The sequence below is a fragment of the Microbacterium sp. SMR1 genome, assembly GCF_003289625.1.
Lineage (GTDB): Bacteria > Actinomycetota > Actinomycetes > Actinomycetales > Microbacteriaceae > Microbacterium > Microbacterium plantarum.
The window spans coordinates 12,126-37,915 of record NZ_QMBN01000005.1 but is presented as its reverse complement, the minus strand read 5'-3'; the positions used below and the strand labels follow the sequence as shown (position 1 = coordinate 37,915).

The window sequence follows — 25,790 nt, the reverse complement described above, 5'->3', positions numbered from 1 at the left end:
CCCCGTTGACAGGGGGTGCATGACTGTGGCGTCGAGACTGCCCTCCGCGCCGCCCGGTCTTGCGGGATTCACCTACGTCCGCCCCCTCGGAACCGGTGGGTTCGCCGATGTCTTCCTCTTCGAGCAGAACCTCCCGCGCCGTCCTGTCGCCGTGAAGGTGCTCCTCGAGGACATCGTCGACGAGAGCCTGCTACGCATGTTCAATGCCGAAGCCGACGTGATGGCGCGTCTGAGCTCGCATCCCTCGATCCTGACCATCTACGAGGCCTCGATCTCCTCCGATGGTCGGCCCTACATCGTGATGGAGTACTGCCCCACCTCCCTCACCAATCGCTACCGCCGCGAGGTGATCCCGGTCGCGGAGGTGCTGCAGCTCGGCGTGAAGATCGGCTCGGCGCTCGAGACCGCGCACCGTTCCGGACTGCTCCACCGCGACATCAAGCCGTCCAACATCCTCATCACGACCTTCGGCACTCCGGTGCTGTCGGATTTCGGCATCGCCGCCGCCATCTCGGGCCGTTCCGACGGCGACGAGGTGTTCGCGATGTCGGTGCCCTGGAGTGCTCCCGAGATCATCGACGAGCGCATCTCGGGCTCGGTGACGGCCGAGGTCTGGGGGCTCGGGGCGACTCTGTACTCACTCCTCGCCGGCCGCAGCCCGTTCGAGCGTGCCGGCAGCGGCCAGAACAGCCGCGAGCAGCTGAAGTCGCGCATCCGGAAAGCGTCGTACACGCCGATCGGCCGCGGCGACGTGCCCGAGCGCCTGGAACAGGTCCTCGCACGCGCGATGAGTCGCGATCCGGGTGCGCGGCACGCCACGGCAGCCGACCTCGCCCACGACCTGCAGCTCGTCCAGCACGAACTCGGACTCCCGCACACTCCGATGGAGGTCGCCGTCGACGAGTGGGCCGCGGCTGGCGCCAGCGTCGACTTCGCCGACGACCGTGCGCGCGGACCCGTCCGGCCGTCGGTGGCATACGAGTCGCGTCGCCCGGCGCGGGCAGCAAAGGCCGTCGACCGTCGCCCCGATGAGGGAACGATCCTCGCCGGGGCCGAGCCGACCCGCCGTCTCGGCACCGCCGCGCGGGTCGCGCTGATCGCCGGCGGCGCTCTGCTGGTGGCCGGAGCCGGAGCGGCGACGACGCTCCTCATCGTCGGCGGAGGGTTCTGAGATGGCACGGCGCGAGAGCACGCGACCCCGCGTGCGCCGGACCACCTGGATCGCCGCGGGCGCGGTGACGGCGGCCCTCGCGGTCACGGCGACCCTGGCGGTCGTGTGGCCCGGATACGACGCGCAGCAGACGCCGCCCGACGATCCGACCGTATGGGCGCTGCAGAACGGCGCCGGCAGCGGATACGCCCGTGTCAACCTCGAGCTCGGCGAGATCGACACCGTGAAGCAGGTCGACAACGGCAGCGCGGTCGCGCAGACGACGGACCGTCTATTCGTATACAGCGACGGCGCCTCCCAGTTCTCCGATGTCGACATGGGACGCCCCGCCGACCTTACGGACGACGCGGAGGACGCCTTCACCCCGACGCCTCCGGGAACCGCCGACATCGCCGTGACCGGCGACGCGATCGCGTACCGGACGGAGGCCGGCGCCGTGTTCGGGTCGAGCCTGTCCGGCGGCGGCGAAGGCATCCCGATCGATCCGTACGCCGACGCCGAGGTGCCCGAGGGCGAGGAGCGGCCCCGCTTCGTCGCCACCGCCGTCGCCGTCGACGCGGCAGGCGTGGTGTACGCCTATTCGGCCGACGAGGGTCGTGTGGTCCGCGCCGACTCACGCACGGGCAGCATCCTCGGCGAAGACACCGGACCGGCGGAGCTCGAGACGGCGCAGCTCAGTGTCGTCGGAACCCGCTGGGTGCTCCTCGACGAAGCGACCGGCGACGTCTGGCTGCGCGGCCGCGACGAGCCCATCACGACCGACCTCGCCACCGGCGCGCGGCTGCAGGATGCCGCTCCCGACGGAGATCGGGCTTACGTCGCCGATGCCGAGGGCGTCGTGGCCGTCGAGATCTCCGGCGGCACCGCATCGCGGGTGCTCGACCGCCCCGGCGCCGGCACCCCGGCCAAGCCGGCCGTGCTCGACACGACGGTGTACGCCGCCTGGCTCGGCGACGGTGAATCCGCCGGCTCGCTCTGGTCGAGCGCCGATCCCGGCGCCGTGACCGACCTGGATTACCGGGGCGCCGACATCGGCGACAACGTGGACCCGGCATTCGTCGGCAACGGCACCAGGCTCGCACTCAACGATCGCCGCTCCGGCTGGGTGTGGAACGTCCCGGACGGGGCCCTCATCGCATCGTCGCAGCAGTGGGACCTCGATCGCCAAGTCGAGGTCGAGCAGCAGGAGGATGCCACCTCGGAGCGCGTGGTCGACCCCAAGCCGCCGGTGGCCGTCGACGACGCGTTCGGCGTCCGCGCCGGCTCGGTGACGCTCCTGCCCGTGCTGCTCAACGATCACGACCCCAACGAGGACGTGCTGAGCATCGACCCGGCCTCGCTGGAGAACCTCGATCCCGCGTTCGGGACCGCGTCGATCACGGGCGCGCAACAGCAGCTGACGGTGGCGGTGTCTCCCGATGCCTCGGGGACCGCGACGCTGCGCTATCGCGTGACCGACGGCACCGCGGCCGACGGACTGCTGTCGGACTTCGCGACGGTCACGCTCACCGTCGTCCCCGACGACCAGAACAATCCGCCGGTGTGGTGCGGCGTCGAGGGATGCCTCGCATCGTGGCCCTCGCTCACGGTGGCTCCCGGGGCGACCGTGTCGGCCGAGCTACTCGAGGGCTGGGTCGACCCCGAGGGCGACCCGGTGTTCCTGGCCGGCGCGACGAACGACACCGGCGTCGGAACCGTGACGACGTCACCCGAGGGCGCGCTGACCTACCAGCATCCCGATCCCAACGCGACCGAAGGCCTCGCCGTGACGATCACGGTGACAGTCTCCGACGCGCGCGGAGCGACGGTCACGCAGCCGCTCACCATCACCGTGACCCCGACCCCGGAGCTCACCGCGGAGTCGTTCGCAGTCACCGGCGTCGTCGGCGAACCCCTCGACGTCTCGGTCGCGCCGTACGTGACGGGCGCCGCGGGGCCGGTCTCCCTCACCGGCGTCGTGCCGCTCGACGAGGCGCAGTCCACGGCGGCGGCGAACCCCGCCGCGCTCAGCATGGTGGTGAGCGCCTCCGCACCCGGCTCGTATCTGGTGCAGTACAACGTCCGCGACTCGCTGACCGAGGCGACGGCGACCGTGCGCGTGACGATGCTGGCACCGGAATCGGCCGGCATCACGACCCCGCCCCTCACCGCCTTCGTCCGCCCGAACGAGGACGCGACGATCGACGTCGCGTCGGCGGTGTCGAATCCGGCTGGCTCGGTGCTGCTGCTCAGCGACATCCGTCCCGAGAGCGACCCCTTCGCGTCGCTCGCCGTCGACCTGGTGGGGCAGAGCCTCCTCCGCGTGAGCGGCACGACGGATTCGGGCGAGCCCGGCCGGCTCGGCGTCGTGCGGTACACGGTCTCGGACGGCACCGGCAGCGCGGCCGCGACGGCGCAGGGCGAGTTGACGGTGGTCCTACTGCCGTCGGCCAGCGCGGAACCACCCATCGCCGTCGACGACGCCGTCACGGTACGAGCGGGAACTCAGATCGACATCCCGGTCCTCGACAACGACACCGCGCCCTCCGGCGCGCTCATCGCGATCGACCCGTCGTCGATCGTGAACGAGACCGGGGGCGGCCTCGCGTTCGCCACCAGCCGGGTGCTCCGCTACCTCGCGCCCGAACAGGCCGGCACGTACGCGTTGACGTACACGATCTTCCGCCTCGGCTTCCCCGAGGTCACCGACACCGCGCGCGTGACCGTCACCGTCGTGGGCGACGAGTCGAATCAGGCCCCGCTCCCCCGGACCCTCGTCGGCCGCGTCCTGAGCGGCCAGTCGGTCAGCATCCCGCTCGACAGCTATGCCGTCGACCCGGATGGCGACCCGGTGGTGCTCGACCGCATCGTCGCGCAGCCCGAGCAGGGGTCGGCGACGATCTCGGCGGACGGCTCGGCGATCGTCTACACGAGTCCCGACGGGTTCAGCGGACAGGTCAGGTTCCGCTACGCCGTCCGCGACCCCAGCGGAGCGACCGGCACCGCCGACGTCCGCGTCGGCGTGATCGACACGCAGACCGACCCCAGCCCGGTCACGTACAGCGACTACCTCCAGGTGCAGGTCGGCGCCGAGAGCACGGCGGTGGTGCGCCCGACCGACAACGACATCGACCCGTCGGGAAGCGATCTCGAGCTAATCGACGTCGCGCCCAACGCCCAGGAGGGGTCGAGCGAGTACGACGCGCTGCTGGCCCTCATCGGCCCCGTCGAGAACGGCGCCGTGACGCTGAGCGCGGGCGAGGTGCTCGGCACGTTCTCGTACACCTACACCGTCCGCAACGAGCGGGGCGACACCGCGATCGGGTTGATCGTGGTCAAGACCGTCCGCGAGCCGGTGCCCGACTACCCCGTCGTGCGTGACACCGTGCTGACCCTCGAGAACCGCGAGGACTTCCCCCGGGGCATCGACGTGCTCGACGGCCAGGTGTCGTGGAACACCGGCGACGTTTCCGGCCTCCGTCTGTCGTTGTGGGGCGAGCCGACCGACCTCGACGTCGACGGCTGGAAGATCTCGGGCGAGCTGCCCGAGCGGTCGCGCCTGATCCCGTTCGAAGTCACCGGCACCGCGTTCGACGGGACCGAGGTGACCTCGTACGGGTTCCTCCGCGTTCCCGGCGAGGCCGATGTCCGCCTCGCGCTGCGGGAGGGGTTCCCGCCCCTGCAGGTGCGGGAAAAGGAGAGCGTCGAGATCGACCTCGCCGACGCTGTGCGCATCCCCCGCGGCGCGACCCTCGTCGTCGACGACGGCATCCGCGCGGGAGGGGCGCGGGGCGAAGCCGTCTGCAGCGTCGTGTCGGGCACCACGATCCGCTATACCGCCGGTGCCGGCGCGCCCTGGACCGACAGCTGCATCGTGCCGGCGCGACTGAGCACGCAGGATGTCGCGACCTTCCTGACGCTCCGGGTGATCATCGAGGCGGAGATCCCGCAGCCCAGCCTGCGGAGCGCGTCGCTCACCGTCAGCCCGGGCTCGACCCAGACGTACGACCTCGCGCAGATGGTCCAATGGGCGGGTCGCGCCGACTGGGAGTCGGTCCGCTACGCCGGTTCGTACGGCGGAGACCAGTTCACCGTCACGGTCGACGGAAACACGGCGACGGTGACGGCAGCGGATGCCGCGCGCCCCGGTCGCCAGGAACCCGTCGCGATCTCGCTCCCGAGTCACTCCGACGCCGCACCGGCGAACCTCCTCCTGACCGTCGGTCCGGCACCCTCGACGCTCCCCAAGGGCGGGTCGGCGGTGCAGACCTGCTCGCAGTCCGGCGGCGCGACTTCGTGCACGATCGAAGTGATCGGCGGCGCCGGCGAGGTCAACCCGCTGCCCGGCACGCCCCTGCGGCTCGTCGGAGCCAGCGGCCCCGGCAACTGCACCGGGGTGTCCTTCTCCCGGGCGAGCGACACCGCGGTGCGCGCGACGTGGAGCTCGGATGCGCCGGGCGCGGCCGAGTGCACGGGGAGTTTCACCGTCGAGGACGCGCAGGGGCGGCAGTCCAGCGGTGCGCGCAACGGACAGGTCATCCTCGACCTGCAGGGCCTTCCGGCGAACCCCGCCCGCATGGAGTGGACCGCGTACACCGGCGACTCGGTGACCCTGCGTGTGACCTCAGATGGCGGCTCCTACCCCGCGGTCCAGGGCTACCGCATCACGGCAGACGGGCGCGAGGTCGCCACCTGCCCGGCCTCCGGGTCGTGCTCGCCGATCTCCGCGCCCGTCGGCGAGAAGATCACCTACGAGGCCCGCGCGTACAGTTCGGTCGGCGAATCGCGATCGACCGTCCGCGCCCAGGCCTGGGCCTACCGCCCGCCGGCACAGCCCGCGGGATCGTCGTTCGAGCCGGTGCCCAACGGCCGCGACGGCGGACGCGCGACCATCACCGTGACGGGACTGGATGCCACGACCGGCAGCGTCCGTCTGACGGGCGGGCGCGCCGGATCGGACACGCGTCCCGTCGTCGGCGGCACCGCGACCTTCACCAACTACGACGTCGGGTCGAACTCGGCGACCACCCTCACCGCGACGCCGCTGACGACCTTCGATCTGCCGCCGATCGCGGCGGGCTCGAGCGAAGGGCAGTCGCGCGCGGTGACCGCCCACGGCGTCGGCGCTCCGGGCCTGACCCTGTCGGAGACCAACACGTCGAACTCGATGCGCGTGACCGCATCGGTATCGACCAACGGCGACGGGACGCAAACCCTCATCGGGTTCAGCGACGTCTCGGCCGACGCGTGCGTTCCCACCGGTTCGGCCACGAGCCAGCAGTTCGAGGCGCAGGCGTTCAAACGCAAGACGGTGTGGGCGTGCGCGGAGCACACGTTCAACGGCAAGCGGGGCTTCGGGGTCACCGGCGCCGAGATCTCGGCGCGTCCCGTCGGCAACGTCGAGGCGCCGGACGGGATCACGTTCTCCGTGAACACGCAGCCGAACAGCGATGGGACGACCTACACCTACGGCGCGCAGCTCAACCAGCCGACCAACCCCCCGTTCGACGACGCGCAGTTCCGCTTGCTGCAAAACGGCAATCCGGCGCGCGACTTCGCTCCGGGTTACAACGGCCCGGTTACCGGATGGTCGGGACAGTGGTGCGATACATTCCTCGGCTACCCGACCAACTGCTCGGATGCCTCACCCATCGCTCCCGCGTCGTCCACTGCTTCTTACCCGGTTCAGGTCTCCGCCAACTCGCTGCCGTCGTGCCGTTCGGATCAGAATTCCGTCCCTGCGTGGAGCCCGCCCGGTCTCCCGTCGGGCACGAATTCGGTGGCTTCCGAGGCTGTCGGCGGCACGGGGGCGGTGCGTAGCAACCGTTACACGATCACGTGGACCGGGCCGCTATCCAGCCTGCAAAAAATCACGCTCGAGCGGTCCTGCGAGCAAATTCCCGCGCCCGAGCCGACTCCGACCGACCCACCCGTCGGCGCCGGCGACACCCCCTGACCCCCGCCGCACGGCGAAGCGAGAGGACCCCATGAGCATCACACCGGAGCAGACCGCCTGGTTCCAGGAGACGTTCGCGACGCTCGTCGACAACGTCGAGAAGGTCGTCCTCGGCAAGCGGCACGTCATCGAGCTCGCGTTCACCGCGATGGTCTCCGAGGGACACCTGCTGCTGGAGGACTACCCCGGCACCGGCAAGACCTCGCTCGCCCGTGCGATGGGGCAGACCGTGCAGGGCACGAGCAGCCGCATCCAGTTCACCCCCGATCTGCTGCCCGGCGATGTCACCGGCATCACGGTCTACGACCAGAGCCGCGGCGAGTTCGAGTTCCACCAGGGCCCGATCTTCGCCAACGTCGTGCTCGCCGACGAGATCAACCGCGCCTCGCCCAAGACGCAGTCCGCACTGCTGGAGGTCATGGAAGAGGGCCAGGTCACCGTCGACGGCGTCAGCCGCCGGGTGGGTGTGCCCTTCCTCGTCGTCGCGACGCAGAACCCCGTCGAGCAGGCGGGCACCTACCGGCTGCCGGAGGCACAGCTCGACCGCTTCCTGATGAAGACGACGCTCGGGTATCCCGACCACGCGGCAACGGTGCGCATCCTCGAGGGCGCTGCCGAGACCCGCCGCGAGGTCTCCCCCGTCATCACCCCCCAGGGCGTCGTGAGCATGGCCGACATCGCGCGCGGGGTCTACCTCGACGCGCTCGTCCTCGACTACATCGCCCGTCTGATCGAGGCCACCCGCCTCGCCACCGAAGTGCGCCTCGGGGTGAGCGTCCGCGGCGCGATCGCGCTGACGAAGGCGGCGAAGACCTGGGCGATCGCCCAGGGTCGCAGCTACGTCACGCCCGACGACGTGAAGGCCCTCGCCGAGCCGGTGCTCGCGCACCGGCTGATCCTCGACCCCGAGGCCGAGTTCGACGGCGTGACGGCGGGCGCCGTCATCGGGCAGGTGCTCCTCGACACGGTGCCGCCCAGCCAGAGAGAGACCGTGTGAGCTTCGACACCGAGTCCCGCCTCACCCGCACCTCCTTCTCGGAGGGCACGGGTTTCGCGCGCACGCGGTTCGGCACGACCGGCCGCACCACCGTGCTCGCGGTGCGCGGCGTGCAATCGTGGCGGCGTCTGCGACGCGCAGCGACGGCCACGGCGCGATGGATCTCCGAGACGGTCACGGTGGCCGGGTGGCTCATGGTCATCACCGCTATCGTCGGGCTCGGTGTCGGACTGCCGCTCGGTCTCATGGAGCTCGCCGCCGCCGGTGTGGCCGCCCTCGTGCTCCTCGCACTGTCGGTGCCCTTCCTCTTCAGCGCACGCGCCTACCAGGTCGACCTGCAGCTCGAGCACGACCGGGTCGTCGCCGGAACGCAGGTCGAGGGGACGCTCGTCGTGACCAACGTCGGCACAGCGCCCGCCCTGCCCGGTCGCATCGACGTCCCGGTGGGCGACGGCATCGTCGATGTGCACGTTCCCCTGCTGCGCCACGGACACACCCACACCGAACAGGTCGTGGTGCCGACGCACCGGCGCGGCATCATCACGGTCGGCCCCGCTCGCACCGTGCGGGGCGACCCCCTCGGCATCCTCAAGCGGGAGGGGACGTGGGACGACGTGCACACGCTCTACATCCACCCCGTCACCACCACGCTGCGCAGCACCACGACCGGCTACATCCGCGACCTCGAGGGCAGCGCGTCGCGCACCGTCGTCGACGCGGACTTCTCCTTCCATGCCATCCGGCCGTATGTCGCCGGTGACTCGCAGCGCCAGATCCACTGGAAGTCGACGGCGAAGACCGGCACCCTCATGGTGCGCCAGTACGAGGAGACCCGGCGCAGTCGTATGGTCATCGCCCTTGCGGTCGGTGACGACGAGTACGCCTCCGACGACGAGTTCGAGCTCGCCGTCAGCGCCGCCGCCTCACTCGGCATCCGCGGCATCCGCGACGGCCGCGACGTAGACGTCGTCGTCGGTGGCGAGGTGCCCGAGTTCGCACGTCGGCGCATCCGCACCATCCGCGAGCTCACCACCATCACGACCCGCACGCTGCTCGACGACCTCGCCGGGCTCGACCGCATCGAGCATGTCAGCCCCCTGCGCGATGCCGCGTCGCTCGCTGCGGAGAGTCACCCCGACGTGTCGATCGCGTTCCTCGTCTGCGGCTCGACCCTGACCGCCGCGCAGCTGCAGTCCGCCGCGCTGGCGTTTCCCGCCGACGTGGGCGTCATCGCGGTGACCTGCGCGCTCGAGGCCGAACCCGGCTTCCGAACCCTCGGAGCGATGTCGGTGCTCTCCATCGGGCTTCTCGATGACCTCCGTCACCTGCTGTCGCGGGCGGCGCAGTCGTGAGCGCCCCGGCACGGCGCGACCTGCGGGCTCGACGCACCCCCCGAACCGCGTGGCGATTCCTCATCGCGCAAGCCGCGGTCCTCCTGCTCGTGATCTCCGTGGGCGCTCTCGCGGCCTGGCCGATCTATCGCAGCGCCGCGTTCGTCATCGTCGTCGTCGCCGCGATGCTCGCGGGGACGGCCCTCGCAGCAGCCGGCCTGCGCTGGCGCCTGAACGGCTGGTGGCTCGCGCTCGCGACGATCGCGACGTACGTCGTCCTCGGCCTCCCGCTCGCGGCCCCCGGCTCGCTCGGCTCGGTGTCTCAGGCCTTTCAGGGACTGCGGGGAGTCGTGACGGCCCCGGTCACCGGATGGAAGGACCTGCTGACGCTCGAGCTGCCGCTCGGCAGCTACCAGGCGACACTCGCACCGGCCTTTCTGGTCTTCCTCGCTGCGACGGTGCTCGCCCTCTCGATCGCGTGGCGGGGCGGACGATGGTGGCCGCTGGCCGTCGTCACGACACTCCTCCCGACCGTCTTCGGAATCGCCTTCGGCGCCACCGCACCGATGCCGGGCCTGAGCGTCGGGCCGGTGTCGCTGAGCCGGGAGGCGCTGGTCGGAATGGCCGCGCTCGTGATGGCTCTCGTCGCGATCGTGTGGCGCACCACGGCGGATCGCCGACGCGCGATAGCGGCCGCGACGGCCGCGACGGGGGTACGGAGCGGAAACCGCCCCATCCGAGGGCTCGCCGGCCGCGCCGCGACCGCGGCGGGAATGGTCGCCGTCGGGCTGGTCGCGGCGACCGTCGTCGCGCCGTGGGCGCTCGCCGGCACCTCGCGCGACGTTCTGCGAGCCGAGGTCGACCCGCGACTCGAGATCGCCGCCGAGCTGAGCCCCCTCGGGCAGTACCGCACCTGGTTCGGCGACGACCGGTTCGACCAGACGATGTTCCGTGTGGCCGCGCCGGCGGGTGTCGACCGCGTGCGCCTGGCCACGCTGCCGTACTACGACGGCCGGTCGGCCCGGGTCGTCGACCCCGCCGCGGCGCCGGGTGACGCGCGCTCCTCCTTCACCCGGGTCCCGTCGGCGCTGCCTGCCGACCCCGGTTCCGCGGCCGGTGCCGGGCGCATCGTCATCGAGGGGTGGAACGAGGTCTGGATGCCGACGCTCGGCGCCGTCACCTCGGTCGAATTCGACGGATCGGATGCCGCAACCCTCGCCGACGGGTTCTACTACAACGCCGAGACGGCCGCGGGCGTCCAGCTGGCCCCGCCGGGGCTCGCGCCCGGGGCGGAGTACCGACAGGGCACCGCGTATCGCGAGGATCCGCCGGCTCTCGGCTCGCTCGAGCCGGCACGATCGGGTCCGACGCTCAGCGAGGATGTCGTGCCCGAGACTCTCGTGCGGTGGGTGGACGAGCACGCGAGCGGGTCCGGAGGCGCCGGCCTCGAACAGCTCGTGGAGCTGCTGCGCGCGCGGGGCTTCCTCAGCCATGCGCTCACGATCGATCCGGCGGCACCGCCGGCGTGGACTGCCGAGCTGGGCGACTACGCGTTCCAGCCGAGCCGGGCCGGGCACTCCACCGATCGCATCGACCAGCTCTTCGCGGATCTCCTCGCGCGCGAGGACGAGGTGGGCGGTGACGACGACGCGGCGCTGGTCGCCGCGGTCGGCGACGACGAGCAGTTCGCCGTGGCGGCGATGATGATCGCCGATCGGCTCGGCTTCGACGCCCGGATCGTCGTGGGCGCGCGGCTGGATTCGACCGACGACACGCTCACGACCTGTGACGAGGGGGTCTGCGCGGCAGGCGACGTCTCGGCCTGGCTGGAGGTACGCGGCGTCGGCCCCGAGTGGGTTGCCGTCGACGTCACTCCCCAGCACGCGGTGTTCCCCTCTCCCGATACGCAGCAGCGGCAGGACCCGAAGATCCCGACCGACGTGCGACAGGAGCAGGCCGAGACGGTGCAGCCCGCCGACGCCAATCCGAGCGACGGCGGGCGGAGTCCGAACGACGATTCCGCAACCTCGCAGGACCTCACCGCCCTGTGGACGGCGCTTCGCGTCGGCGGGGTCTCGCTGCTCGTCCTGCTGCTGCTCTTCGGACCGTTCGCGCTCATCGTGCTGGTCAAGCTTGCGCGGCGCCGCGGTCGCCGCACGAGCACCGACCCGGTCGCGCGATTCACCGGCGGCTGGCAGGAGTTCGTCGATTCCGCGGTCGACCACGGTCTCCCCGGCCCCGGCTCACGGACGCGGCACGAGCTCGTCACGGCGTACGGCGGTTCGGCCGGAGCAGCCGAGCTGGCGACGCTCGCGGACCGTTCCGTGTTCGATGTCGCACCGCCCGATGAGGACGACGCCGATCGCTTCTGGCGGATCGTCGAGTCGGAGCGCTCGCGGCTCGACGAGGGGCTGAGCTTCTGGGCTCGGCTGCGCGCGCGGGTGTCGCTGCGTTCGCTGATGCGACGGGAACGTCGCATCAGCCGTGCGCAACGACTGCCGCGCAGCCGACGGGATCGATAAGGTGGCACGCGGCACGCGCGGGATGCACCGCGCTCGAGGGCAGGAGAACAGGTGAAGGCACACGGCTTCACGATCGACGCTGCGACGACCGTCATGGCGCTCGGCGGTGGGAACGGCGGGCCCTCGGGCGCGTTCGCGGCGCTCGGAGTCGTCCAGGTGGTGCTCGGCATCGGCATTTATGTGTGGACCGCGCTCGCGCTGACGGCGGTGTTCCGCAAGACCGGTGTCGATCCCTGGCGGGCGTGGGTCCCGGTGCTCAACTTCTGGGAGCTCTACGTCCTCGCCGGAATGCGCGGCTGGTGGGCGGCGGTGCTGGCAGGCGGTGCCGTGCTGGTCACGATCATCTCGGGGGTCGTCGCCGGGGTTTTCGCCGGGATCGCCCTCAACGCCGGCTTCGGCGGCGACGCCGGAAGCGCCGCCGGCGCCCTGGCTGCCGCGGCGGTCGTGCCCGCTCTCATCTGGCTGGGCTTCCTCGCCTTCGCGCTGGTGATCCAGATCCGGATGCTGCGCTCCCTGTGCCGCGGGTTCGGCCTGGGCACGGGGTTCGTCGTGCTGGGCGCCCTGCTCTTCCCGGTGTGGGCGAGCGTCGTCGGGTGGGGTTCCGCCCGGTGGCTCGGCCGCGAGGCGCCCGCCGAGCCGGCGCCCTTCCGCAGTCCCCCGACGGATGCCGGTGTCCCGTCCGCCCCGGTCACGGCCGCTCTCGCGTCGCCCGCACCGGCCGCGCCACCGGCACCGCCGCTCTTCGCTCCCGCGAGCGCCGCGCCGTCGAACGCCGCGCCCGGCGTGCCGACGCCCCCCGCCCCCGCAGCCGAGCCGATCAGCGCGAGCCCCTGGGCTCCGCCGCCTCCGCCCGCCGGGCCCGGCGTTGCGGATCCGGCCCCCCAGTCGTGGTCCGCTCCGACGGCTTCGCCTTCGCCGGCACCGCAGCCGGTTGCGGCACCGGTCGCGCAGGCCGCCCCGGTGGCCGCGCCGGTGGCCGCGCCGGTGGCCGCGCCCGTCGACGATGAGGCGGATGTCGATGAGCGCACCGTGCTCGCGGCCCGCCGCGGACCGCAGGCCACGCTGCGTCTGCCGAACGGGTCGTCCGTCGCGCTCTCCGCTGCGGCCGTCGTCCTCGGCCGGAACCCGGTCGCCCCCGACGCAGCGCCCGACGCGCAGATCATCGCGATCGACGATGTCACCCGCACGGTGTCGAAGACGCACGCGCTGTTGCAGCACACCGGTACGGTCTGGACGATCACCGACCTGGCGTCCACCAACGGCGTCTTCGTCGGTCCCGACGACGTCGAGGCTTCCGGGCCTACGCCGGTATCGGGCGTCTTCCACTTGGGCGACGCCGAGCTCCAGCTCACCGAGGCCTGATGACCACCGCCACTCCTCCGATCGACGTCCATGTGACCAGCGGCAGCCGCACCGACACGGGGCGCCGCCGGTCGGTGAACGAGGACGCTCTGCTGGCCGAGTACCCCGTGTTCGTCGTGGCCGACGGCATGGGCGGACATGATGCCGGCGATCGCGCATCTGCTGCGGTCGTCGAGGTGTTCCGGCCGCTCGTGGGCCGCGACGACCTGCGCCCCGAGGAGGTCGCCGACGCTGTCGAACGGGCCCATTCCGCGGTGTCCGTCGTCGCCGCCGGAACCTCCCGCGGTGCGGGCTCGACCCTGTCCGGCGTCGTCGCCGTGCAGCAGGGCGGGGTGCGGCGCTGGCTCATCGTCAACGTCGGCGACTCGCGCGTCTACCGTCTGCTCGCCGAGCGCCTCGAGCAGTTGACGATCGACCATTCGGTCGCGCAGGAGCTCGTGGATGCCGGGCAGCTGACCCGTGATCAGATGTCGACGTACGAAGGCCGGAACGTCATCACCCGAGCGATCGGCGGCGAGCGCAGCCGCGCCGATTTCTGGCTCATCCCGATCGTCACCGGTGAGCGCATCGTCGTCTGCTCCGACGGGCTCACCGGAGAGCTCTCCGACGAGGCTCTTCGCGCGGGGCTCATGATGGGCGGCTCCCCCGCGCAGACCGCGGAGTCCCTCGTCACGCAGGCCTTGGCTCACGGCGGCCGCGACAACATCAGCACGATCGTCCTGGACGTCGTCGCCGGCGGCATCAGTCCTCGGCTCGAGGACACGACCGGCGGCTTCATGAACAGCGAGTCCGTCACCGCGACGGTCGAGGTCGCCACGGCGCGCTCTCGACGCCGCCGAGCGGACCATGGCTGAGCTGCGTCGTCGGTCCCGCCCGCCGGTCTCGGTCCCTGCGGCCATCGACGGCCGGAACCCCGACCGAGTGCTGTCGTCGAGCGACCGCGCGGACGTTCACCTGTACCGGGATGCCGCCGGCAGGAAGCCGGTAGCGGTCAAGGTCTTCCGCCATCCGCTCGGGGAGCGCGAGCGCACGGCGTTCGCCGCGGCCGCCGCGCGCTTGATCGCCCTGACGACGCATCCGAGCGCGGCGACGGTGCACTCCGCTGACACGACCGACGACGGCAGACCGTACCTCGTGATGGAGTACTGCTCGCGCGCTGCCCTCGCCGAGACCGCCTCGCGGCGTCCGATGAGCGTGCCCGAGACCCTCCGGCTGCTCGTCCGCCTCTGCGGCGCTGTCGAGACCGCCCACAGGAGCGGAATCGCCCACGGCCGCATCCGTATCGAGAACGTTCTGACGACCGATTACGGCTGGCCCGCCATCATCGGCTTCGACAGTGACGATCTGCTTCTTCGCGACGGGCATGACCTGTCACCCCGTGCCCGAGCCACCGATGTGCACGACCTCGCCGCGGCGGCCACCGAGCTCTTGACGGGGCGCCCCGTCGCCGACACGGCATCGCCGCTCGAGGGGATCGACTCGGTTCCTGCCGAACTGGAGACGCTCGTCCTCGCGACCCTCGAGTCGACGGAGGCGGGGCGAGGTCCGTCTGCCGCCGAGTTCGGTCTCGAGCTGCAGCGCATCGAGTCGGACTGTCACCTGCCGGTCACGCACCTCGACGTCCGTGAGCCGGTCGAAGAGGATGCTGCGGCTACGGCGGACGCTCCGCCCGACGAGGACGACCGGACCGTGCTGGCGAGTCGGCGCCGACCCGAAGGCGACGACGACGACGACGACCACACCGTGCTCGCCGACCGCACCGTGCTCGCCGACCGCACCGTGCTCGCCGAACGCCGCCGCGCCCCGGTCGACGATTCCGACGAGCGCACCGTGCTGGCGGCGCGGCGCACCGGCCCCGACGACGACCGCACCGCTCTGGCCGTCCGTCGCGCCGCCGAGGCTGACGACCGCACCGTCCTGTCGGCCCGGAGCAGCGACCCCGACGACGATCACACGCGCCTGGTGTCGCGGTCCCTCCCCGGCGTGCAGGGATCCCGGCCGCCGCAGGACCTCCCCCTGGCTGGTCCCGACAGCGAGCCGACGACCCTCGTGCGGCGAGCGCTGCGCGATGAGGTGGTGCGCGGCCGAGTCGACACCGAGCGTCTCGCGGTCGGGCCGGATGCCGACGGCGAGCGCTACCGGGCCCGCGCGCCGCGCGAGGTCCCCGAGGTCGCGCGCGTCCGCGTGGAGGCGCCCGTCCGCCAGCCCGCGGCGACCGCCGCGAAGCGCCGCGGGAACGGCACGGTCATCGCGGTCGTCGGGGCCGGGGTCATCCTCCTCGGCGCCGCCGCGACGGCCATCGTGATGATCATCGGAGGAGGAGCATGACAGCCATCGAGCACGACACCGACGAGCACGACCGCGAGGAGGTGGGCGCCGCTGCCGGCGAGACCGCCGAGAGCGTCGCGATCGAGTTCTGCGGCGAGTGGTTCCGTCCGGTCGCGGGGACCACCTACGCGATCGGCCGCGACGCCGACCTCGTCATCGACACGAACCCGTACCTGCACCGTCGGCTGCTCGCCATCGATGCCGAGCACGGCCTGTGGTGGCTGTCGAACATCGGACAGTCGATCTCCGTCAGTCTCGCCACTCCCGACGGCGCCTATCAGGCCGTACTCGGCCCGGGAGCGCGGGTTCCCCTCGTGTTCCCCGCTCTCGTGGTCATGTTCACGGCCGGCGCGTACACCTACGAGCTGACGGTCCACACCGACGGGTCTCGATTCACCGTCCGTGACAGCTTCCCTCGCACGACGGACGACCACGTCGGCACGACGACCGTGGGCGCCGTCGCGCTGACCTCCAGCCAGCGTCTGCTGCTGCTGGCCATGTGCGAGCCGATCCTCCGGGGAGGCATGGTCGGCTCGAGCCAGGTGCCGACGTCGGCTGCGGCGGCGGAGCGTCTCGGCTGGCCGCTGACGACCTTCAACCGCAAGCTCGACAACGTCTGCGACAAGCTCGACCGTGAGGGCGTGCGCGGCCTCCGCGGCGGCGTGGGCAAGCTGGCCACCAATCGGCGGGCGCGACTCGTCGAGCACGCGGTGCTCTCACGCCTCGTGACCGCCGCAGATCTGCCACTGCTCGACGAGATCCGCAGCGAACAGGCCTGAACCGCGCCGCAGCGCCGTACGATGGAGGGCTGTGTCCTCGCCCGCCCCTGTGATCTCCTTCCCGCCTGAGCTGCCCGTCAGCGGGGCACGGGAAGAGATCGCGCGCGCCATCCGAGACCACCAGGTCGTGATCGTCGCGGGTGCCACCGGGTCGGGCAAGACCACTCAGCTGCCGAAGATCTGTCTCGAGCTCGGACGCACGAGCATCGCCCACACTCAGCCGCGTCGGATCGCCGCGCGGACGGTGGCCGAGCGCATCGCCGCCGAGATGGAGGTGCCCCTCGGCGGCGCCGTCGGCTACAAGGTCCGGTTCACCGACCAGGTCTCCGCCGACACGCAGGTGGCACTGGTCACCGACGGCATCCTGCTCAACGAGATCCACCGCGACCGGATGCTGCGCCGGTACGACACGATCATCATCGACGAAGCGCACGAGCGTTCGCTCAACATCGACTTCCTCCTCGGCTATCTGCGCCGCATCCTCCCCCGACGCCCCGACCTGAAGGTCATCGTCACCTCGGCGACGATCGATCCGGAGAGCTTCGCCGCGCATTTCGCCGACGCCCAGGGCGCCCCCGCGCCGATCATCGAGGTCTCGGGTCGCACCTACCCCGTCGAAGTGCGGTACCGGCCGCACGACGACAACGGCGAGGACGAGACGACCGCAGACGATGTCGACGGGCTCATCGCGGCCCTGCGGGAACTCGACCGCGAGCCCGACGGCGATGTGCTGGTCTTCCTCCCCGGCGAGGCGGAGATCCGCGACGCGATGGACGCCGTGCGCTCCGCGTACGCGAAAGACGCACGCCCCACCGAGGTGCTCCCCCTGTACGGGCGGCTCTCCGCCGCGGAACAGCACCGCGTCTTCGAGCCCTCGCGGGTCGCCGGAGTCCGGCGCCGGGTCATCCTCGCGACCAATGTCGCCGAGACGAGCCTCACCGTCCCCGGCATCCGCTACGTCGTCGACGCCGGAACGGCGCGCATCTCGCGCTACAGCAACCGGTCGAAGATCCAGCGGCTGCCGATCGAGGCCGTGTCGCAGGCCTCCGCGCAGCAGCGCGCCGGGCGTGCCGGCCGAACCTCGGCGGGTATCGCGATCCGCCTCTACGCCGAGGACGATTTCATCTCGCGGCCCGAGTTCACCGAGCCGGAGATCCTGCGGACATCGCTCGCGTCGGTGGTGCTGCAGATGCTCGCGCTCGGGTTCGGCGACATCGCCGACTTCCCGTTCCTGACCCCGCCCGACTCCCGCGGTGTGAAGGCGGCCTTCGATCTGCTCGTGGAGCTGCGGGCGGTGCGCCGCGACGAGAAGGGCGCCTGGCGCCTGACGGACACCGGCCGCGAGATCTCGCGTCTTCCGATCGATCCGCGTTTCGCGCGCATGCTCGTCGAGGCACGCGCCCTCGGCGTGACGCGCGACGTCCTCGCGATCGTGGCGGGCATGTCGATTCAGGACGTGCGGGAGCGCCCCGAAGAGCGGCGCGAGGAAGCCGACCGGCTGCATGCCCGGTTCACCGATCCGACGAGCGACTTCCTGACGCTGCTCAACCTGTGGAACCACCTGCAGGACCAGCAGCGCGAGCTCGGTTCCAGCGCGTTCCGCCGCACCTGCCGTGCAGAACACCTGAACTACGTCCGCGTGCGGGAATGGTTCGACGTCCACCGCCAGCTGAGCGCGCTCGCCCGCGGAGACCGCGACCGCGGGAAGCGCGGACGCGACGAGCCCATCGCGACGACGGGCGCCGCGCAGCCCGACCATGTGCACCGTGCGATCCTGGCCGGTCTCCTCTCGCAGATCGGCATCCTCGACACCCGGAGCACCTCGGCCACGCGGACCGCGGCCGGTCGAAGCGGCGGCGGCAAGCCTCAGCGCCCCCGTGCCGAGTACCGCGGCGCCCGCGGCGCGAAGTTCGCGATCTTCCCCGGCTCGGGTCTGCGCAAGGCGTCACCGGACGCCGTGATGGCCGCTGAGCTCGTCGAGACCTCGCGCCTGTACGCCCGTACTGTGGCGGCGATCGACCCCGCCTGGGCCGAAGAACTCGCCGGAGATCTGGCGCACCGCTCGATGAGCGATCCGCACTGGTCGAAGGATGCCGGAGCCGCCGTCGCCGCCGAGAAGGTCACCCTCTTCGGGGTCGAGATCGTGCCGCGCCGGCGAGTGCAGCTGGCCGGGCGCGACCGTGAGCTCGCCCGCGAGCTGTTCCTCCGGCACGCGCTCGTCGAGGGCGACTGGAACTCCGCGCACCTCGACAAGCGCCTGACGGCGTTCGAGCGCCGCAACCTCGAGCTGCGGCGACGCCTGGAGAAGATCGAGGAACGCGAACGGCGTCGCGACATCCTCGTGGGCGACGAAGCGGTGTTCGCGTTCTACGACGCCCGCATCCCGCGCGACGTATTCGATGTCCGATCGTTCGAAGCATGGTGGCGTGACGCCGCCGCTCGCACGCCGCGTCTGCTCGACATGACCGAGAGCGACCTCGCCGGAGATGCCGCGGGAAGCGACGAGCGCGCCTTCCCCGCCCGCTGGCGCCAGGGCGATCAGGTGCTGTCGCTCGCGTACCGTTTCGAACCCGGCGCGCCCGACGACGGCGTCAGCGTGGTCGTCCCCCTCGCGCTGCTCGCCTCGCTCCGCCCGGACGGGTTCGACTGGCAGGTGCCGGGGCTGCGCGACGAGTTGATCGCGGGCCTCCTGCGTGCTCTCCCCAAGGCGATCCGCCGGCACGTCGTGCCCGCCGCGGACTGGGCTTCCCGGTTCGCCGAGGAACTCGCCGGCGATGGGCCCGAGTCGCGGAACGGCCTGCCCGCCCTGACGCTGCGCGACGCGCTCGCTGCGCGCATCCAGCGGGTCGCGAATCAGCCGGTCACGTCATCGGACTTCGACCTCGAACGCGTGCCGGCGCACCTGTCGATGTCTTTCCGCGCCGTCGACGAGCGCGGGCGCCCGCTCGGCTCGTCGCGCGACCTCGCCGAGCTGCAGCAGCGACTCGCGAACCGCAGCCGGGCCTCCGTCGCCCGCTCCCTCGCGAAGGCCGCCCCGCGTCCCGGCGCGCAGCCCGCCGCAGCGTCACCGGCCGCGCCGACGGGTGCCGGACCGGAAGGCGACCAGCGGACCGGGATCGTCGAGCAGACCGGCCTGACCGACTGGACCTTCGGCGATCTTCCCGAGCTCGTCGACACCAGGGTCGCCGGCGGCGTCGTGCGGGGGTATCCCGCCCTCGTCGACGAGGGAGCATCCGTCGCCCTGCGCATCGAGGCGACCCCGGAGCGGGCCCATCGCCTGACCCGCGCGGGCGTCAGGCGACTCGTCCTGCTCTCCGTCCCCTCTCCGGCCACGTACGTCCTCGACCACCTCACTGCGCCCGAGAAGCTCGCGCTCGCGGCATCCCCGTACGCGTCGGCGAAGGCTCTCATCGAGGATGCGCGTGTCGCCGTCGCGGATGCTGTCATCGACCGCACCGCGGCATCCGTCCGCACGCCGGCGCAGTTCCAGGCGGTCCGCGCCGCGTTCTCGGCGGCCGTGGTCGAGGAGCTGTTCCAGACCGTCTCGCTGAGCGCGCGGATCCTCACCCTGCAGCGCGACGTCGAGCGGGCGATCCGCAAGGAGAACTCGATGGTCCTGCTCGCCGCTCTCGGCGACGTGAAGCAGCAACTGGCCGGCCTGGTGTTCCCCGGCTTCCTGTCACGGACCGGCACGTCCCGGCTCGCGCACCTGCCGCGGTACCTCCAGGGCGCTCTCGAACGGGTGTCGTCCCTGAGCGACAACCCCGGACGCGACCGGCAGCGCCTCACCGAGTACGAGCGCGCCGCGACGCTGTTCACCGAAGCAGGCGGGACGATCCCACCATCGGACGACGCTCCGCCGAACCTGCGACACGCACGCTGGCTGCTGGAGGAGTACCGCGTCAGCCTCTTCGCACAGCGTCTCGGCACCGCCGAGCCCGTGTCTCTCCAGCGGATCACGAAGACGCTGGCCGGCAAGGGCTGATCAGTCGGTAGCGTGGCCCCATGGCTCACGCAGTGACGTATTCCGAGTTCGGCGGACCCGAGGTCCTCTCCCTCAGCGACATCGAGGTGCCCGCTCCGGGCCCGGGTCAGGTGGGTGTACGCGTGACAGCGGCCGGTGTGAACCCGATCGACCACAAGCTGCGGGCGGGCCTGCGGCCGTCGGCCACGATCTCGAAGCCGCGGCGCGTCGGTAATGACGGCGCCGGCGTTGTCACGGCGGTCGGCGCGGATGTCGACGGCTTCCGTGTCGGGGACGAGGTCGTGGTCTTCGGGGCGAGCGGTGTCTATGCGACCGACATCGTCGTCACGCCCGACAAGCTGACGCCGCTCCCCGCCGGGGTCTCCCCCGCGGTCGGCGCCGCTCTCGGCATCCCGGTGGCGACGGCGTATCAGTCGCTGCGCTCGCTCGACGTCGGACCCGCCGACACCCTGCTGCTGCACGGCGGCAGCGGCTCGGTCGGTCAGGCGGCGATCCAGTTCGCCCGGCTGAGGGGAGCTGCTGTCGTCGCCACGGCGAGCGAGGCCCGCTCAGACCGTGTCCGCGATCTGGGCGCGACGCCCGTCGGGTACGGCGACGGCCTCGCCGACCGTGTCCGCGCGGCCGCCCCGCAGGGGGTGACCGTGGCCCTCGACTGCGCCGGCACCGACGAGGCGCTCGACGTCTCGCTCGAGCTGGTCGCCGACCGCTCCCGCATCGCGACGATCGTGCGCGGAGCAGATGCCGCGGGGCTCGGCATCCGCGCATTCTCCGGGGGAAGCCCCGAGCCGCTCACCGAGCAGCAGGTGGCCTGGCGGGCCGAGGCGATCCCGGTGGCCGCGGCGCTGCTCGCCGCCGGCGCCTTCCGCGTCGAGCTCGGACCCGAACTGCCCCTCGCCGAGGCCGCAGAGGCGCACCGTCTCGTCGCCGCACACACTCCGGGCAAGATCACGCTCCTGCCCTGACCGGCAGCTCCCCCGACCACAGCGAAGCGGCGCCCGCACCGGCGATCCTCGGAAGGATGCCGGCGCGGGCGCCGCTTCGCTCAGGCGCGGGTCGTCAGTTGCCCGAGCGCCGCTTGTTGTAGACGTCGAAGGCGACGGCCAGCAGCAGCACGAGACCCTTCACGGCCTGCTGCCACTCGATGCCGATGCCCATGATCGACATGCCGTTGTTCAGCACACCGATGATCAGACCACCGATGATCGCGCCGCCGATGGTGCCGACACCACCCTGCACCGCCGCACCGCCGATGAAGGCCGCGGAGATCGCCTCGAGCTCGAATCCGTCACCGGCCTTGGGCCCGGCGAGGTTCAGTCGGGCGGTGAAGATGAGACCGGCGAGAGCGGCGAGCACGCCCATGTTGACGAACAGCCAGAAGTCCGCGCGGCGCGTCTTGATGCCCGAGAGCTCGGCCGCGTGGCGGTTGCCGCCGATCGCGTAGATATGACGGCCGAACACGGTGCGGTTCATGACGATGCCGTACACCAGCACCAGCACCGCGAGCACGATCAGGGTGACGGGGATGCCCTTGTACGAGGCGAGGGCCCACGTGAACCACCCGATGACGACCGCGATGAGCGCGAGCTTCGCGACGAACCAGACGAGCGGCTCGACGTCCTGCGAGTACTTCTGGCGTCCGGCGCGAGTCCGCCACTGCTGCACGATCAGCGCGACGATACCGAGCGCACCGATGACGAGGGTGAACAGGTCGGGATCGGATTCACCGAAGATGCCCGCCAGGAAGCCGTTGCCGAGCGCTCGGTACTCGGTGGGGAACGAGCCGATGTTCGCGTTGCCCAGCACCACGAGCGCGAGGCCGCGGAAGATGAGCATGCCCGCCAACGTCACGATGAACGCGGGTATGCCGACGTAGGCCACCCAGAAGCCCTGCCAGGCTCCCACGAGGGCGCCGATCAGGAGCGACAGGACGATGGCGAGCCACCACGGCATCCCCATCTTGACCGCGAACACACCGGACACGGCGCCGATGAAGGCTGCGACCGAGCCGACGGAGAGGTCGATGTGGCCGGCGATGATGATCATCACCATGCCGATCGCCAGCACCAGGATGTAGCCGTTCTGGACGACCAGGTTCGACAGGTTCTGCGGGCGCAGCAGGATGCCGTTGGTGAGGATGGCGAACAGGGCGACCACCGCGATCAGCGCGATGAAGATGCCGTTCTTGCCGAGGTCGGCGAGGATGTGTCCGAGCCACCGCGTGAAGCGGTTCTCGTTCGGGTTGATCCCGCCGCCGGCGGCGGTTTCGGGAGCGATCGTGTTCTGAGACATTCGAGGATCTCCTGCGGCCCCGCTCAGCGGGGCTTCTCCATGGTCATGAGTTTGAGGACCGACTCGGGAGTCGCGTCGGCGATGGGCAGCTCACCGGTGATGCGCCCCTCGGAGAGGGCGTACACACGGTCGGAGATGCCGAGCAGTTCGGGCAGCTCGGACGAGATCACGATGATCCCCTTCCCCGCTGCGGCGAGCTTGTTGATGATCGTGTAGATCTCGTACTTCGCCCCCACGTCGATGCCGCGCGTGGGCTCGTCGAGGATGAGCACCTCAGGGTCGGAGTAGATCCACTTCGACAGCACGACCTTCTGCTGGTTGCCGCCCGAGAGCTTCCCGGTCTTGGCGAGGACGGTCGGCGCCTTGATGTTCATGCTCTTGCGGTACTGGTTCGCGACGGAGAACTCCTCGTTGTCGTCGACCAGACCCGCCTTCTCGAGCTTCTTCAGCGACGCCATCGAGATGTTGCGCTTGATGTCCTCGATGAGGTTCAGCCCGTAGGTCTTGCGATCCTCGGTGGCGTACGCGAGCCCGTTGGCGATGGCCTCCGAGACGGTGCGCGTGCGGATCTCCTTGCCGCGCATGAACACCTTGCCCGAGATGCGGGTGCCGTAGCTGTGGCCGAACAGGCTCATCGCGAACTCGGTACGTCCGGCGCCCATGAGCCCGGCGATGCCGACGATCTCGCCCGCACGGACCGTCACCGAAACGTCGTCGACGACGACGCGGGTGGGGTCCTGCGGGTGGTGCGCGGTCCAGTTCTCGACCCGCAGCAGCTCATCGCCGATCTGCGGCTCGTGATCGGGATAGCGGTGCTCGAGGTCGCGGCCCACCATGTCCTTGATGATGCGGTCCTCAGTGACGTCGTTCTTCGAGATCGTCTCGATCGTCTTGCCGTCGCGGATGACCGTGACGGTGTCGGCGACCTTCTTGATCTCGTTCAGCTTGTGGCTGATGATGATCGACGTGATGCCCTGCTCGCGCAGGCTCAGGATCAGGTCGAGCAGGTGGTCGGAGTCCTCGTCGTTGAGCGCGGCGGTCGGCTCGTCGAGGATCAGCAGCTTGACCTCCTTCGACAAGGCCTTGGCGATCTCGACGAGCTGCTGCTTGCCGACGCCGATCTGGTTGACCTTCGTGGTCGGGTTCTCCTTGAGCCCGACGCGACGCAGCAGCTCGGCCGCGGCGAAATTGGTCTTGTTCCAGTCGATGAGGCCGCCGGCGCCCTTCCGCTCGTTGTTCAGGAAGATGTTCTCGGCGATCGACAGGTACGGGCTGAGCGCCAGCTCCTGGTGGATGATGACGATCCCGCGCGCCTCGCTGTCGCGCAGATTCTTGAACTCGACGGTGTCGCCCGCGTAGACGATCTCGCCGTCGTAGGTGCCGTGCGGGTAGACCCCGGACAGCACCTTCATGAGGGTCGACTTCCCCGCGCCGTTCTCACCGCAGATCGCATGGATTTCGCCGCGCTGGACGGCGAGATTGACATTCGAGAGCGCCTTGACGCCGGGGAAGGTCTTGGTGATCCCGCGCATCTCGAGGATGGTTTCGCTCACGTCTCCGACTTCCTTGTGGGGGTGGATGATTTCTCGGGTGCGGCGGCGGGAGCGGTTCGCTCCCGCCGCCGTTCCGAGGATGGGCGGATGCCGCGGCTCAGAGACCGAGCTCTTCGGCGGTCCAGTAACCGGTGTCGACGAGCGACGACTCCACGTTGTCCTTCACGACGGGAACCGGTGCCAGCAGGAAGGAGGGCACGACCTTGACGTCGTTGTCGTACGTCTCGGTGTCGTTGACCTCGGGCTCCTCGCCCTTCAGGGCGGCGGCGGCCATGTCGGCCGCGACCTTGGCGAGCTCGCGGGTGTCCTTGAAGATCGTGGCGTACTGCTCACCGGCGAGGATCGCCTTGACCGAGTCGACCTCGGCGTCCTGGCCCGAGATGATCGGCCACTCGGCGCCGGTGGAGTATCCCGCACCCTCGAGCGCGGAGATGATGCCTCGCGAGATGCCGTCGTAGGGCGAGAGGACGGCGTCGACCTGCGTGCCGTCGGAGTAGTTGGCCGTCAGGATGTCCTCCATGCGGCTCTGGGCGGTCTCGCCGTCCCAGCGCAGCGTTGCGGCCTGCTCGATGTCGGTCTGACCCGACTTGACCACGAGGGTGCCGTCGTCGATCAGCGGCTCGAGGACCTCCATCGCGCCGTCCCAGAAGAAGAACGCGTTGTTGTCGTCGAGCGAGCCGGCGAACAGCTCGATGTTGAAGGGACCGGCCGGCGCGCCGTCGAGCGGCTTGCCCTCGAGGTCGGTCAGCCCGAGGCCGTTCAGGACCGTCCAGGCCTGCTGACGGCCGACGAGCGCGTTGTCGAACGTCGCGTAGTAGTCGACGTTCTCGGTGCCCTTGATCAGTCGGTCGTAGGCGATGACGGGGATCTCGGCGTCGGCGGCGTTCTGCAGCGCCTCGGTCAGCGTCGTGCCGTCGATCGAGGCCACGATGAGCGCCTCGGCACCCTTGGTGATCATGTTCTCGATCTGCGAGACCTGGGTCGGGATGTCGTCCTCGGCGTACTGGAGGTCGACCTGGTATCCCTGGTCCTCCAGGGCCTTCTTGACGGCGTTGCCGTCCTGGATCCAGCGCTCCGAGCTCTTGGTGGGCATCGCGACGCCGATGAGGCCGCCGTCTCCGCCGCCCTCACCGCCGCCGGCGCCGCCGCCGGTGCTGGAGCAAGCCGAGAGCGCCAGGGCGCCGACGGCGAGCGTCGCTGCTGCGTACAGGAACTTCTTGTTCACTGTGTGTCCTTTCCAGTGACTTCACTGTCTTGCGGGAAATGGTGACCGCGCCCCGGTGCGGGGCTACCGGCGGTCGTCGGTGGTCTGTCCGTAAACGTTCTGATACCGGTCGTACAGCGCATCGATCGCGTCCTGCGGAATCGGGAGCAACTCCCCCGCCTGCCGGGCGATGTGGACCGTGCGAGCCACGTCCTCCACCATCACCGCAGCCTTGACCGCATCCTTCGCGCTCGACCCGATCGTGAACGGCCCATGGTTCTGCATCAACACCGCCCGGGAACGATGCCCCCGAAGCGTGTCCACGATCCCCCGA

General features: G+C 70.8%; 15 protein-coding genes. 11 read left to right on the top strand and 4 right to left on the bottom strand.

All coding sequences use genetic code 11. From position 1 onward, the window contains the following. The first annotated feature begins 19 nt into the window (after nt 1-19). The 11 genes from DO944_RS15005 to DO944_RS14955 are packed head-to-tail and all read left to right on the top strand — an operon-like array spanning nt 20 to nt 21,372. Nucleotides 20-1,171, top strand: coding sequence for a serine/threonine-protein kinase (locus DO944_RS15005; RefSeq protein ID WP_112617962.1), 1,152 nt, complete (start codon nt 20-22; stop codon nt 1,169-1,171). Between the two features lies 1 nt (nt 1,172). Continuing rightward, nucleotides 1,173-7,106, top strand: a complete 5,934-nt coding sequence (locus DO944_RS15000; RefSeq protein ID WP_112617961.1) for an Ig-like domain-containing protein — start codon at nt 1,173-1,175, stop codon at nt 7,104-7,106. Nucleotides 7,107-7,137: 31 nt separating this feature from the next. Then, nucleotides 7,138-8,103, top strand: a complete 966-nt coding sequence (locus tag DO944_RS14995; RefSeq protein ID WP_112617960.1) for a MoxR family ATPase — start codon at nt 7,138-7,140, stop codon at nt 8,101-8,103. Beyond that, nucleotides 8,100-9,455, top strand: coding sequence for a DUF58 domain-containing protein (locus tag DO944_RS14990; protein WP_112617959.1), 1,356 nt, complete (start codon nt 8,100-8,102; stop codon nt 9,453-9,455). The genes DO944_RS14995 and DO944_RS14990 overlap by 4 nt, the downstream gene beginning before the upstream one ends. After that, the gene (locus DO944_RS14985; protein WP_112617958.1) at nt 9,452-11,956 is read left to right on the top strand and encodes a transglutaminase domain-containing protein; all 2,505 of its coding nucleotides are present in this window, start codon (nt 9,452-9,454) and stop codon (nt 11,954-11,956) included. The genes DO944_RS14990 and DO944_RS14985 overlap by 4 nt, the downstream gene beginning before the upstream one ends. A 51-nt stretch (nt 11,957-12,007) precedes the next feature. Further along, nucleotides 12,008-13,318 (top strand): FHA domain-containing protein, encoded by a 1,311-nt coding sequence (locus DO944_RS14980; protein WP_112617957.1) that lies wholly within the window; start codon nt 12,008-12,010, stop codon nt 13,316-13,318. Continuing rightward, nucleotides 13,318-14,172, top strand: coding sequence for a PP2C family serine/threonine-protein phosphatase (locus tag DO944_RS14975; protein WP_112617956.1), 855 nt, complete (start codon nt 13,318-13,320; stop codon nt 14,170-14,172). Before DO944_RS14980 ends, DO944_RS14975 begins: the two co-directional genes overlap by 1 nt. Beyond that, nucleotides 14,165-15,646: a protein kinase gene (locus tag DO944_RS14970; protein WP_112617955.1), complete on the top strand. Its 1,482-nt coding sequence runs from the start codon at nt 14,165-14,167 to the stop codon at nt 15,644-15,646. The genes DO944_RS14975 and DO944_RS14970 overlap by 8 nt, the downstream gene beginning before the upstream one ends. Next, nucleotides 15,643-16,425: a hypothetical protein gene (locus tag DO944_RS14965; protein ID WP_258524794.1), complete on the top strand. Its 783-nt coding sequence runs from the start codon at nt 15,643-15,645 to the stop codon at nt 16,423-16,425. The genes DO944_RS14970 and DO944_RS14965 overlap by 4 nt, the downstream gene beginning before the upstream one ends. Nucleotides 16,426-16,456: 31 nt before the next feature. Next, nucleotides 16,457-20,410, top strand: coding sequence for an ATP-dependent RNA helicase HrpA (gene hrpA / locus DO944_RS14960; protein WP_112617954.1), 3,954 nt, complete (start codon nt 16,457-16,459; stop codon nt 20,408-20,410). Between the two features lie 20 nt (nt 20,411-20,430). After that, complete coding sequence (locus tag DO944_RS14955) at nt 20,431-21,372, top strand: NADP-dependent oxidoreductase (protein WP_112617953.1); 942 nt, start codon at nt 20,431-20,433, stop codon at nt 21,370-21,372. Nucleotides 21,373-21,466: 94 nt separating this feature from the next. Here the strand turns inward: DO944_RS14955 and mmsB are convergent, their stop codons facing one another. The 4 genes from mmsB to DO944_RS15995 form a co-directional block, all read right to left on the bottom strand. Next, nucleotides 21,467-22,699, bottom strand: a complete 1,233-nt coding sequence (gene mmsB, locus DO944_RS14950; RefSeq protein ID WP_094261340.1) for a multiple monosaccharide ABC transporter permease — start codon at nt 22,697-22,699, stop codon at nt 21,467-21,469. Between the two features lie 23 nt (nt 22,700-22,722). Beyond that, complete coding sequence (mmsA, locus tag DO944_RS14945; protein ID WP_112617952.1) at nt 22,723-24,252, bottom strand: multiple monosaccharide ABC transporter ATP-binding protein; 1,530 nt, start codon at nt 24,250-24,252, stop codon at nt 22,723-22,725. A 97-nt stretch (nt 24,253-24,349) separates the two neighbouring features. Beyond that, nucleotides 24,350-25,477 (bottom strand): multiple monosaccharide ABC transporter substrate-binding protein, encoded by a 1,128-nt coding sequence (gene chvE, locus DO944_RS14940; protein ID WP_181574275.1) that lies wholly within the window; start codon nt 25,475-25,477, stop codon nt 24,350-24,352. A gap of 63 nt (nt 25,478-25,540) precedes the next feature. Further along, a partial coding sequence (locus tag DO944_RS15995; protein WP_258524771.1) for a class II aldolase/adducin family protein occupies nt 25,541-25,790 on the bottom strand: 250 nt, incomplete at its 5' end.